Raw genomic sequence first — 12239 nt, 5'->3', positions numbered from 1 at the left:
CCTAAAAATTAAACAAAAATGAACTTAATCACCTTTGATAGCCTTTAATTTCAAACCAGCATTTGTGATATCATCCTTAATGCTTAAATTCAATAGCCAAAAAAATTAAACTATGACTAAAGCTTCAGACCTATTTGTACAGGCCCTCGAAAACGAAGGTGTAGAATACATCTTCGGTATTCCAGGTGAAGAAAATCTTGATTTACTCAATTCATTAAAGGGCTCTAAGATCAGGCTAATACTTACTCGTCACGAGCAAGGCGCTGGGTTTATGGCTGCCACGTATGGTAGACTGACGGGCAAACCAGGCGTATGCCTGTCTACGCTGGGCCCAGGGGCTACCAATCTGGTGACACCCGCAGCTTATGCTCAATTGGGCGCTATGCCGATGCTGATGATCACTGGACAAAAACCAATCAAAAAAAGTAAACAAGGACGGTTTCAGATTCTTGATGTAGTAGATATGATGCGTCCCATCACCAAGTATACCAGACAGGTAGTCAGCGGCAACAATATTCCGTCTATCATCCGAGAAGCCTTCCGCTTGGCCTCAGAAGAAAGGCCCGGCGCAGCCCATATAGAGCTACCAGAAGACGTAGCGGCCGAAGAGTCTGATGAAAAAGTATTCGAAGTTTTTCCTATTCGCAGACCCTCGCCAGACATTAAAGCTGTAAAGGAAGCAGTGAAAATGATCGAAGCGTCAAAAATGCCTCTTCTACTGATTGGTGCAGGAGCGAATCGACAAAGAACACGCACTGCATTGCAAGCGCTTGTGGAAGAGACAAAGATCCCGTTTTGCAATACCCAGATGGGAAAAGGTGTGCTAGATGAAAGACAAGATCTGTTTCTCGGTACAGCTGCTTTGTCATCCGATGACTATCTCCACCATGCCATAGACAAAGCTGACCTCATCATCAATGTGGGACATGACGTGGTAGAAAAACCGCCATTTTTTATGGAGCATGGTAAGAAAAAGGTTATACATATCAATTTCTTTTCTGCCGAAGTAGACCAAGTCTATTTCCCACAGCTCAATGTCGTAGGAGATATTGCCGAGTCTATAGAACAAATCACCAGGCAAATTGACCTGCAGTCGCACTGGGACTTTAGCTACTATACGAAGGTGCATGATGAGGTAGAAAGTCATATCACCAAGTACTTTCAAGACGAAAGATACCCAATGCTACCTCAGCGGATAGTCAACCAAGTCCGAGAGATTTTGCCAGATGATGGTATTGTGACCCTAGACAATGGCGTATATAAAATTTGGTTTGCCAGAAACTATAAGTGTTATGAATCCAATACTCTATTGCTGGATAATGCATTGGCTACCATGGGTGCAGGACTGCCCTCTGCCCTGGCTGCCAAACTGATCCATCCCGATAAAAAAGTGATCGCAGTCTGCGGTGACGGTGGATTCATGATGAATTCTCAAGAGTTGGAAACCGCAGTTCGCGAAAAGCTACACGTCGTGGTGATCATTCTCAATGACAATGCCTATGGCATGATCAAATGGAAACAAGAAGGTATGGGCTTCGATAACTTTGGACTGGATTACAGCAACCCTGATTTTGTGAAATACGCTGAAAGTTATGGCGCTCATGGTCATCGCATAACAAGCGACGATGACTTTACCAGCACCTTGACGAAATGTCTAAATACCGACGGCGTCCATGTAATCGACTGTCCTGTAGATTATTCGCTCAACCATGCTATTCTCAATGTGAAAATCAAAGAGCAGGCAGAAGCCCTTTAATTCAGCAACTTTATTAAACATTCGCAATGTCAACATTAGAAGTAAAAGCCCCTTTTAACCAAGAGTTAATCAAAGAAATACCTTTGGCTACAAGCCAGGAAATGACAGAAGCCATAGATCGTGCTCACGCCTTATTTCTAGATCAGTCGCAATGGTTACCAAAATACAAGCGGGTAGAAATATTGGAAAACATCGTCTTTCTAATGGAAGAAAGAGCAGATGAAATCATCCAAATTTCCGCTCAGGAAGGTGGCAAGCCCTGGATGGATACAGAAGTAGAAATGAAACGTGCCATCAACGGGGTAAAGCTTGCCGTTGAAAATATAGGCCATATGAAAGGTGAAGAAGTGGCAATGGGTCATACTGCTTCGTCAGCCAACCGGATGGCCTATACGATGCGAGAGCCAATAGGTGTGGTCGCATCGGTCAGTGCCTTCAATCACCCGATCAACCTGATCATCCATCAGACCATCCCAGCCATAGCTGTAGGCAGTCCCGTGATTATCAAACCGGCGCCTACCACCCCACTCACTTGTCTGCTGCTCGTTGAAATATTTGAATCTGCAGGATTACCTGCTGGTTGGTGCACAGCGATGCCTTGTGACAATGATGTCGCCGAACAGTTGGTCACTAGTCCAAAAGTAAACTTCTTCTCATTTATCGGATCTGCAAAAGTCGGTTGGTACTTGCGATCGAAACTCTCTCCCGGCACCCGGTGTGCATTGGAGCACGGAGGAGCAGCACCTGTGATCATCGAACCCGACGCCGATATCAAGTCGATGATACCGGCATTGGTCAAAGGAGGGTTTTATCATTCGGGACAGGTCTGCGTATCAGTACAACGCGTGTATGCGCATGAATCTATCATCGATGATATAGTAGAAAAAATGGATACTCAGGTACGAGCACTGAAAAGTGGCGATCCACTCGACAAAACTACCGAAGTAGGTCCTCTGATCTTACCCAAGGAGGTAGATCGCGTACACGAGTGGGTAGAAGAGGCCAAGGCAAAAGGAGCCAAAGTTGTGTGCGGAGGCAAGAAGATTTCAGACTTCTTTTACGAGCCCACGTTGTTGCTAAATCCCACAGAAGATTGTAGAGTCTCTACTCAAGAGATATTTGGGCCAGTCGTTTGTCTGTATAGTTATACCGACAGACATGAAGCGATTGATCGAGCCAATGCCTTAGATTTCGCATTTCAGTCGTCGGTATTCACCAAAAACATCGATGTAGCTTTGGACACGGTCAAAAAACTCAACTCCACGGCCGTCATGGTCAATGATCACACGGCGTTCAGAGTGGATTGGATGCCGTTCGGTGGTCGTGACTCATCAGGACTCGGTCTGGGGAGTATCCCACATTCTATGCACGATATGAGTCGAGAAAAGCTAATGGTGATCAAAAGTGATGTACTCTAGTTGGATTGATTGACCATTCAAAACAAATCTTTAAAATAAAATCAGTTTTTGTATCTCTGAGTGATTGTAATCGTAGGATCAATTTCAAAACAAACACCATGAATTATGAATATCAACGAAATTGCTGAGAAACTGGCGGCTTACTGCAGAGAAGGAAATTGGTCTGGAGCTCAAGAAGCACTGTATGCCGAAAATGCAGTGAGTCTGGAACCGGCCGGAGCACCCAACGAACGAACAGAAGGCCTTGAAGCAATCAAAAAGAAAGGCGAAGACTTCGACAAAATGATAGAAAAGGTACACAGCGTCAAGATTTCAGAACCTTTGGTGGCGGACCGTTTTTTTACGCTGACCACTTTCATGGAAGCCGATTTTATTGGAATGGGTAAAATCACCATGGAAGAAGTATGTGTCTATGAAGTGGCTGATGGAAAAATTGTAAAAGAACAATTCTTTTATACGCCTGCTCCACAAGGTTGATGACTATTATTCTACAGTCCGGCGGTGCAATACACCGCCGGACTGTAGAATGAACCCATGCCTCCTCCTCCTATCCGTATATTCTCCTACGCACAAATTGAGTAGTTCCGCTTATTGCCTTACTCCCCTCCTCCTACCTAATTTTGTGGAATTCAAAAGTTGATGTTCCAATAGTGAATTTTCAGCATTAAATATCATCCGATGGTCGTGTCTTTTTAGGCTTTTCCATCTTAGAGAAGCAAAACAAATGATTGAGCTCAAACGCCTCATTAAATTCAATTTTTTAATCGGTCGCAAAATTCGCATGAGTTTCCATGTACTGATTGGTGTAATTCTATTAAGCGGTCTCTACACATCGTATACTCTGCGTGAAAGTATTTCGCTGCTCAACAAAGTTTCCAAGGATGTCTCTCCAACGCTCAATACTTATAGTGAACTCAGAAATCTGATCAAGGATAGCAAGGCATATTCTACCAACTGGGTCTATGTCAGTCGCTATCAAAAAGACAAGGAGAAACTGAAAACCATCCATAAGCAATCCTATCCTGCGCTTAAGAAAAAACTTCAAACGATAGTCAAAACTACACATCCAGAGGAAGCAGAACTGATCAACAGCATCTTGGCCTCGTTTGATAAGGTATTGGAGAATCAGCAAGACATAATGAATCGGTTGGGCACTGTATTAGACTACGAGGATGCCATGAGTCTATTCTTGTCTGAAGATCTGGTAGAAAGCGACATCATCCCAGTTTGCGACGAACTCATAGAAAAAGTAGACGCCATGATTTTAGCTAAATCCAACGAAACCAACACCATCAGTGCTGATATGGAGGAGTCATTTTCAGACTTGGGATTGGCGATCATGATACTCGGTATTGCTGGTGCTATTTTTGGGTTTATCATCTCCAACTGGCTCAGCGGCAACATCACAAAGCCGATAAAAGTACTCCAGGAGAAAATTTCTCAGCTCAGAAGAGGTGACACTCCCGAGGCCATTACCAAAATGAACAAGGACGAAATTGGCGAGATGAGTCACGGTATCAATTCCTTGATCCAGGGATTCAAATCTTCTTCTGAATTTGCCAGTGAAATCGGAAAAGGAAATCTCGAAGCACACTTTCGGGCGCTCAGTGAAGATGATGTACTTGGACATGCCTTGCTTTCTATGAGAAACAATTTGAAAAAGGTAATCAGTGAAACCAACGAAGTGGTAAAAACTGCGGGAGAAGATGGCAGGCTTGATGCGCGCATCGCTATTGACAATAAAGAAGGTGCCTGGCTTGAACTAAGTGAGGCAATCAATCATCTGCTACATTCAATCGCGACCCCTATTCTGGAGGTCAACAAGATCGTAACCGCAATGGCTCAGGGCAACCTTACCCATAAGTATGAACTTGACTCGAAAGGCGATATCTACACCTTGGTAAGCAATCTCAATAAAGCGACTTCTAATCTGAATGATCTGCTCATGCAAATTACGCGGAGTACTGATGTGGTAGAAGAAGCAGCTACAGAAATGCTAAATGCCAGTGAGGAAATGTCATCCAACACTGGAGAGATAGCTTCCGCTATAGGGCAAATGAGTACTGGTGCTCAAAATCAAGTAGTAAAAGTCGATGAGACGTCCAATCTGGTGGAAGGAATTAGAAACTCTTCCAATGAAATGGGAAGTACAGCTTCCAACATCAATGATGCGGCGAAATCTGGCGTTGAAAGCAGCAAAAAAGGTAAGGATATGGTCGGCAATGTCGCCAACAGTATGGAGGAGATTCTTATCTATTCAGTGAAAACGCACGACTCTATCAAGGTACTGACACAACGATCAGAGGAGATTACCAGAGTGCTGGGTGTGATCACAGAAATCGCCTCTCAGACCAATTTACTAGCACTGAACGCTGCCATTGAAGCCGCACAGGCCGGCGATGCCGGACGTGGGTTTGCCGTAGTGGCAGAAGAAATCAGGAAGCTGGCCGAGGATTCACGAAGCTCAGCACGAGAAATAGAAACACTTGTAGCCGATGTACAGAAGGATACTGAAAAAGCTGCCGAAGTAATCGAAACCATGAATACTAGCGTGAAGTCAGGCGGGCAGGCGTCTTACGAAGCTTCTGAGGTATTCAAGGAAATAGCAGATTCTACCAGCCGTACACTCTCCTACTCGGAGGAAATAGTAAACGCAACACAGTCTCAACAAGCAGATATTGGCCAGATAGTAAGTATTACAGAATCTGTAGTGGTGATTGCTGAGCAAACAGCAGCAGGCACAGAAGAAGTCGCCAGTTCTGCTACTGAATTGTCCTCTGGAATGGACAATTACAATCAAAAGTCTCAGCAGCTTACCCATGTAGCCACAGAGCTAAAGGAGCGAATGAGCAAATTTACACTAGCCAGGCAGGAGAGACAGGAAGAGTTAGTTTCCTAAGGTATTATCCCATGTGGAAATGGCAATAATCGAGTATCGATTGATGAAAGATTTGCAAGCTTCGCTACACATCGCTTATTTTGGCTCTGCTAGACCAACACCAACATGCAAAGAGCCACGAAAGCTGACGAGGGAGTCGTCATAGATATAATCGCTGATTCATTCCCTACCAATCCAAGCGTATTATCTGTAATCAAAAATGATCACAAAGAGCCACAGCGCATGCGTGCCTTAGCTCGATTTGTATTCCGAACCTCGCTTAGGAAAAATGGTATTTTTCTATCTTCAGATCGCCAGGGTGTGGCCGTCTGTTACCAACTGAATAATCACAAAGACACGTTAATTGATTACTGGAATCAGGCCGTTCTGGCATTTAGCGCAATAGGCATTGAAAGAATTGGTAAGGTATTGAGAAGGGATATTTATGTAAAAAAGAAAAGACCCGCCGATGGCCGCTACCTCTACTTTTGGTTTTTTGGCGTAAGCCAGGAAGGGAAAGGAAAAGGAGCGGCGTACGAACTACAAAAACACGTTTTTGGTATGGCAGAATCGCAGCAATTACCGATATATCTCGAAACCTCGATTGCCAAAAATAAGCGAGTCTATGAGCGGTATGGTTTTGAAGTATATCACACCTGGGATTATAAAAGTGAGGGCATCACATTATGGTTTATGCGCAACATGAAATTTACGCATTAACCCTAGTCAAATCAGTGAATACACTATTGATTGCTGCTCTCAGGCTATTGATCTTTGCATTCTCAAGTTTCTAATTAAGCCTTGTGATCAAAATCAATCCTTCTGATATGAAATCAATAATAGTTGCCACCTTATGTATGACTTTGACTGTGAGTGCACAGGCAAACGACATGGACAAATTCAAAGCGCTGCTTATCTATAAGTTTACAGAATATATCGTTTGGCCTGACAGCCCTGCAAAAATTACTGTAGGTGTGCTGGGCAACTCCACCATTTATAATGAGCTCGTGAGGTTTGCTGGTAGAAAGGATAATTTGGAAGTAATCAAATTGGAAAATACAGACGACGCAAGCAAGTGCCATTTGGTCTACTTGTCGGAGGCTCAAGGCGGATTGATCAAACCACTATTTGCCAGTCTATATCAAAAAAGTATCCTGCTGGTCAGTGAAGATAGAAATCATATTCAGAAAGGTGCCAATGCCGTCGTGTATGTTTCGGAAGGAAAGTTGAGATATATTATGAATGAAGAATCTATCAAGATCAAAGGCATGATTCCGAGTAAAAGGCTAGCGTCTCTTGCCGAAACTCTATAAATCATTCAAAATTTTTGAAGCCTTGCGATAGGTGCTTAGTCCTCTTCCTGCCTGACTAACTGCAATTGAAAAGCCCAATCCTTTTCAGGAATATCTCCTTTAATAATTTGTTTATTGGGCTTGGATGCCTTCCAACTGAAGGAATTCAATGACCCGGAGCTGGTCACTCCCAAAGTATCCTTTTTTGTGAATAGGGTTTCCTTTCCCATGTTATCTGCGAAAAAAGTCTTATGGCTTTCTCCCATTTGATTGTTGAGGGTGTAAAATACCCACTGGTCTGAATCAGTCAATGGACTAACAAATATGATCTCCTTGCGAATCTCGCCACCGATGTAATTGATTTGATAGCCCAAAGCAGCACAACCACTTAAAAATGGTTTGAGGACTCGTTCGGTTTTATATTTGGTTTTCTTTTTACCCTCAATGTACGTGAGCTCACCTGTCCAAGTACCCAAGTATGGTGCCAAAGGAGCAAGTAAGCTATCACCACAATCATAACTATCACCTTGAGTAAACCATTGTTTTTGATCATCTACCAAAGCATCAAAATCAGTCAGTCGGTTTCCTTCGGCTATATTCAGAGTGGCCCAAGTACGCATCATATCGAGCGAAACACTACTTTCCCATCGAAATGAATCTGGGTGAGCATCAGAAAAGGTATAACGATTGTCGTAGGTAGTACCAGCCGGAACCCCAAATAATGGACGTCTCAGTTTCCCCTGGCGATAAAGTTGAATTCTTTTGTGATGATGTGTGCCCTGCAGTGAAGAGAAACTCACCCTGTTTTTGCCTGGCCAGCATTGAAACATGACCCATTTTTGCAGTTTATCATCAAAGTATCTAATACTAAATCCGGCAGTCTTGCTGTCCAACACTATCGAGTCTTCGTAGGCCAGCTCGATCAGTGCCTTACCATCCAAGGCAGCGAAAACTCTATGCTGGCTGATATTGGTGGCTTGATAACTATCCTTTCCAATCCATCTTTGCCAGGTGACTTCCCAGTTTCCAAGCCAAAAGTCAAATGCATTGTGAGATTCATCTAATCTTTGACTATAGATTTTTTCGAACCCCGGAGGACCTGTGGGTTGCGCTTCAGTTGCAAGGGGTAGACAGACAGTGATAAGTAGAATGGATGCTATAAGGCGGTCAAAAAATTTCATAATTAATCGAGTGGTGTGAGATAGAAACACACAACTGTCGAATTTCCCTTAGCTTTTCTGGTATTCGAGATCTGTTCGCTCAATTTTAAAAGGCTCAATCTGCAATTTCATTTTCCGGGTTTACCGACAATATCTCCGGCTTTACCGATTTGTACTATACTAATTGGAATACACCGCGTAGAATTGTATCATAAATCAATAACTCATACGACCATGTCAAGACGATCAGAAAAAAAATCAAACCCATCAAGTCAATCCAGATCAAGCGCACTAGGAATCGTGCTCATTGCACTCGGCGGCTTGTTTTTGCTGGATAATTTGGATATTATTCCTTACGAAATTTCATATTACTTATTCAACTGGAAAGGAATAATGATAGTTGTAGGTGCCATCCTACTTTCTACCAAAGACAATAAGAGTCCCGGCATAATACTCATGGCTGTAGGCGGATTTTTCATTATGTCAGAGGTGCTTTCATATGAATTTAACTGGCACTGGTATGATACCAGAAAAATGTTTTGGCCAATACTACTTATCGTAATCGGACTAATCATACTTAATAGAAGAAGTAAATCGCCACTGATAGGTGTGCATGTCATAGAAGTAGACGAAGACAACAAAGACGTACCAAGTGACGGAGACCACATCAACGTAACGGCCGCGCTCTGTGGAGACGATCGGACAGTAACCTCACAAAACTTCAAGGGCGGCAAGGTTACTACTGTCATGGGCGGCGGCACTTATGACCTAAGCGCAGCGCAATTAGCAGAAGGCACTCAGAAAATAGACCTCATGGTGCTATTCGGTGGAGCTACATTTATTGTACCCCCAGATTGGAATGTGCGTATAGAAGTCACCTCCATATTTGGCGGTTTTAGTGACAGTAGAAAAGTACTCGCCGGCACTCAGACTGATAATACCAAGGAGCTACTGATCAAGGGTACGGTCCTCTTTGGAGGTGGTGAAGTGAAAAACTACGTATAAAAAACAAACTCAGAATAAGAGGCTACTCACTCACCCTGTCCGAAGGCATATGCTTTTCGATCAGGGTGAGCTCGCAACTGGTAGCACATCACACAATCACCCACCAAGGTAATTGTGGATCATTTCAAAATCATAAGAACTAGATGTATCTTGTAAACCAGAATCCAAAATAATCATGAGACATTTCAAAGTAGAAGATAGATCCAACGCCATAGGCCTACTCATGGTCATTTTAGGAGGGCTATTCTTATTGATCAATTTCGATCTCCTACCATATACCATTCATAATTTGGTAGCCAACTGGAAAGGAGTATTATTGGTAATAGGCATCATTTTATTTGCGACCAAGCCCAATAAGATGCCCGGAATCATTATGATAGGTATTGCCTCATATTTCATCCTTGCCACCTTTGTCTGGCAGGAGTATCATGTCAACATAGGGATGAGTAGAATCTTTTGGCCGTTGATGATGATCACTACAGGATATATCCTACTCAAAAAGAAGACTATTGATTTTAAAAGAAAAACTACAGGCCAATCTTTTGATTATCTCAACGATTCCAACTTAATGGGTGGAGGTGAAGTAAAGGTGCAATCCCAAAATTTTAAAGGTGGAAGTACGACCGCGATCTTCGGAGGCGCTAGCTATGACATGAGTGGATCCAAATTAGCAGAAGGCATTCACGTACTTGATGTGTTTGCGATCTTCGGCGGATTTACTTTTATTATTCCCTCTGACTGGGAGGTGCAAGTAGAGGTGACAGCCCTATTTGGGGCAATTAGCGACAAGCGCAAGCATCTAAAACCAGCGGAAGCTGATGCTACTAAAAAACAGCTACGAATCAAGGGTTTTGTACTCTTTGGTGGAGGTGAGATTAAAAACTACTAATCCGAGAAAATGGTCAACCCCATCCTGAAAAATAGAGACCATCTGCTGGCCTACTTTCTATTCTGGGTCATGCTTACGCTCATTCAAACCCTACTTTTGCGCTCGACGCAAGATATCTTTTGGTCTCATGCTTTGACAGAATCTATTATCTACTGTTTTGGCTTCTCTATCGTTGGGCTTGGCATCTGGTTCATTGTACGGTTTACAGGATTAGAAACGGGAAATCTGTGGAATGCTCTGAGCAGTCATCTGGCGGCAGCTGCCCTATTGATCTTTTTGTGGCTCGCTGGAAGTTATTACCTCACCGCTTTACTGCTTGACAAGGCGTCTTCAATACGTCAAATTCCGATTCAAGATCTTTGGTGGCGGATAGTGCTGGGAATCGTCTATTATCTGCTAATCTCCTTGGTTTATTACCTATTGATTTTCTATCAAAACTATAAGGAAAAGCAGATCCGAGAGATTGAGATGCAGTCTACACTGAAAGAGACAGAGCTCAGTATGCTCAAGGCACAGATCAACCCACACTTCATATTCAACAGTCTCAATTCGATCAGCTCCCTGACACTTACCAGACCCGAAGATGCTCATGAAATGATCGTAAAACTCTCCTCATTTTTGCGCTATACGATCGGCCATGCGGAGACAGAACTAGTGCTGCTGGATAAGGAGTTGGAATCTATCCAGTTATATTTAGAAATCGAAAAACTTAGATTCGGTCAAAAACTTGAAGTCAAATTTGAAGGTATTGACCAAATACCAGCTCATGTGAAAGTCCCTAACCTGATACTGCAACCTTTGATAGAAAACGCTATCAAACATGGAGTCTATGAAAGCACAACCACCAGCACAATAGCTGTAAATCTCTCCTATGCAGACCAGCGTCTGGAGATTAGAATTGTCAACAGTTTTGAAGCGGATGGAGTTGCGAAAAAAGGCAAAGGTATAGGTCTAAAGAACGTAAAAGAGAGGTTACAACTGATTTACGAAAGTGTAGATCTGCTTGAAACAACCAAAGAAGAAAACCAATTTAGAGTACATCTAACAATACCGCAAGACAACCCCCAGTAAAGTATGTGTGCATATAGAGTAATCATCATCGACGACGAGCCTCCTGCCCGAGAGGTAATCAAACACTTTCTGAAACACCATACTGATTTCGAATTTGTAGGTGAAGCCGAAAATGGCTTTGACGGTTTGAAGCTGATTCAAAACGAGCAGCCGGATTTGATATTTCTAGATATTCAAATGCCTAAACTTACTGGCTTCGAATTGCTCGAACTGATCGATCAGCCGCCCGTGATTATATTTTCTACGGCCTATGATCAGTATGCACTAAAAGCGTTTGAGCTGCATGCGGCAGACTATCTGCTCAAGCCTTTCAATAAGGAGCGATTCGAAGATGGATTGGAAAAAGCACGTAAGCTGATTGGGACCAGGCCTGCCCCTCTCCCAACAGAATCGTTAGTCCAAGAATATCTACAAGAGCCATCGCACCGGGTGGTGGTCAAAGATGGTGCAAAAATAGACATCATCCCCGCAGAGGACATAATCCGAATAGCGGCACAAGATGATTATTCAGAAATAATCACAGCCAAGGGCAAACATCTGAAAAAACAGACCATGAAACATTTAGAACAGGTGCTGGATCCAAAAAAATTCGTTCGTGTGCATCGGTCGTCTATTGTACAGGTTGCTCAGATTGATAAAATCGATAAATACGGGAAAGAGACTCACCTGGCAATACTCAAAAACGGTGATGAAGTAGTTGTAAGTGCTACTGGCTTTGCCAAACTTAAGGAGCTGCTGGGCTGGTAGACCTTCAAGGGATATCTTCTGAG

The 12239-nt window shown here is 43.1% G+C and carries 11 protein-coding genes; 10 read left to right on the top strand and 1 reads right to left on the bottom strand.

From position 1 onward, the window contains the following. The first annotated feature begins 112 nt into the window (after positions 1–112). From ABJF11_RS02955 to ABJF11_RS02930, 6 genes are all read left to right on the top strand, one after another. Complete coding sequence (locus ABJF11_RS02955; protein ID WP_348117954.1) at positions 113–1756, top strand: acetolactate synthase large subunit; 1644 nt, start codon at positions 113–115, stop codon at positions 1754–1756. Between the two features lie 26 nt (positions 1757–1782). Continuing rightward, on the top strand, positions 1783–3174 hold the full coding sequence (locus ABJF11_RS02950) for an aldehyde dehydrogenase family protein (protein ID WP_348117952.1): 1392 nt from the start codon (positions 1783–1785) through the stop codon (positions 3172–3174). Between the two features lie 105 nt (positions 3175–3279). Then, positions 3280–3651 carry a nuclear transport factor 2 family protein gene (locus ABJF11_RS02945; RefSeq protein ID WP_348117951.1) on the top strand — a complete coding sequence of 124 codons (372 nt, stop codon included), beginning with the start codon at positions 3280–3282 and terminating at the stop codon, positions 3649–3651. 247 nt (positions 3652–3898) lie between these two features. Beyond that, a complete protein-coding gene (locus tag ABJF11_RS02940) occupies positions 3899–6073 on the top strand; it encodes a methyl-accepting chemotaxis protein (RefSeq protein WP_348117950.1) in 2175 nt (724 codons plus the stop codon). A gap of 105 nt (positions 6074–6178) precedes the next feature. Continuing rightward, complete coding sequence (locus ABJF11_RS02935) at positions 6179–6772, top strand: hypothetical protein (protein ID WP_348117949.1); 594 nt, start codon at positions 6179–6181, stop codon at positions 6770–6772. A gap of 107 nt (positions 6773–6879) precedes the next feature. After that, positions 6880–7365, top strand: a complete 486-nt coding sequence (locus ABJF11_RS02930; protein ID WP_348117948.1) for a YfiR family protein — start codon at positions 6880–6882, stop codon at positions 7363–7365. Between the two features lie 35 nt (positions 7366–7400). Here ABJF11_RS02930 and ABJF11_RS02925 read toward each other — a convergent pair whose 3' ends face one another. Beyond that, positions 7401–8525: a hypothetical protein gene (locus tag ABJF11_RS02925; RefSeq protein WP_348117947.1), complete on the bottom strand. Its 1125-nt coding sequence runs from the start codon at positions 8523–8525 to the stop codon at positions 7401–7403. A 213-nt stretch (positions 8526–8738) separates the two neighbouring features. On the opposite strand from ABJF11_RS02925, the gene ABJF11_RS02920 reads away from it, so the two are divergent. From ABJF11_RS02920 to ABJF11_RS02905, 4 genes are all read left to right on the top strand, one after another. Beyond that, positions 8739–9509, top strand: coding sequence for a DUF5668 domain-containing protein (locus ABJF11_RS02920; protein ID WP_348117946.1), 771 nt, complete (start codon positions 8739–8741; stop codon positions 9507–9509). A gap of 175 nt (positions 9510–9684) precedes the next feature. Continuing rightward, complete coding sequence (locus ABJF11_RS02915; RefSeq protein ID WP_348117945.1) at positions 9685–10398, top strand: LiaF domain-containing protein; 714 nt, start codon at positions 9685–9687, stop codon at positions 10396–10398. A gap of 9 nt (positions 10399–10407) precedes the next feature. Then, a complete protein-coding gene (locus tag ABJF11_RS02910) occupies positions 10408–11469 on the top strand; it encodes a histidine kinase (RefSeq protein ID WP_348117944.1) in 1062 nt (353 codons plus the stop codon). A 3-nt stretch (positions 11470–11472) separates the two neighbouring features. Further along, positions 11473–12216, top strand: coding sequence for a LytTR family DNA-binding domain-containing protein (locus ABJF11_RS02905; protein WP_348117943.1), 744 nt, complete (start codon positions 11473–11475; stop codon positions 12214–12216). Positions 12217–12239 lie beyond the last annotated feature (23 nt).

It is taken from the genome of Reichenbachiella sp., from assembly GCF_039941815.1.
In the GTDB taxonomy this organism is placed as follows: Bacteria; Bacteroidota; Bacteroidia; order Cytophagales; family Cyclobacteriaceae; genus Reichenbachiella.
This window is presented reverse-complemented; position numbering and strand designations above follow the sequence as displayed.

Excerpts from the sequence above, each read along its gene's own strand:
- ABJF11_RS02955 (WP_348117954.1), top strand. The coding sequence starts at position 113 with ATGACTAAAGCTTCAGACCTATTTGTACAGGCCCTCGAAAACGAAGGT.
- ABJF11_RS02950 (WP_348117952.1), top strand. The coding sequence starts at position 1,783 with ATGTCAACATTAGAAGTAAAAGCCCCTTTTAACCAAGAGTTAATCAAA.
- ABJF11_RS02945 (WP_348117951.1), top strand. The coding sequence starts at position 3,280 with ATGAATATCAACGAAATTGCTGAGAAACTGGCGGCTTACTGCAGAGAA.
- ABJF11_RS02940 (WP_348117950.1), top strand. The coding sequence starts at position 3,899 with ATGATTGAGCTCAAACGCCTCATTAAATTCAATTTTTTAATCGGTCGC.
- ABJF11_RS02935 (WP_348117949.1), top strand. The coding sequence starts at position 6,179 with ATGCAAAGAGCCACGAAAGCTGACGAGGGAGTCGTCATAGATATAATC.
- ABJF11_RS02930 (WP_348117948.1), top strand. The coding sequence starts at position 6,880 with ATGAAATCAATAATAGTTGCCACCTTATGTATGACTTTGACTGTGAGT.
- ABJF11_RS02925 (WP_348117947.1), bottom strand. The coding sequence starts at position 8,525 with ATGAAATTTTTTGACCGCCTTATAGCATCCATTCTACTTATCACTGTC.
- ABJF11_RS02920 (WP_348117946.1), top strand. The coding sequence starts at position 8,739 with ATGTCAAGACGATCAGAAAAAAAATCAAACCCATCAAGTCAATCCAGA.
- ABJF11_RS02915 (WP_348117945.1), top strand. The coding sequence starts at position 9,685 with ATGAGACATTTCAAAGTAGAAGATAGATCCAACGCCATAGGCCTACTC.
- ABJF11_RS02910 (WP_348117944.1), top strand. The coding sequence starts at position 10,408 with ATGGTCAACCCCATCCTGAAAAATAGAGACCATCTGCTGGCCTACTTT.
- ABJF11_RS02905 (WP_348117943.1), top strand. The coding sequence starts at position 11,473 with ATGTGTGCATATAGAGTAATCATCATCGACGACGAGCCTCCTGCCCGA.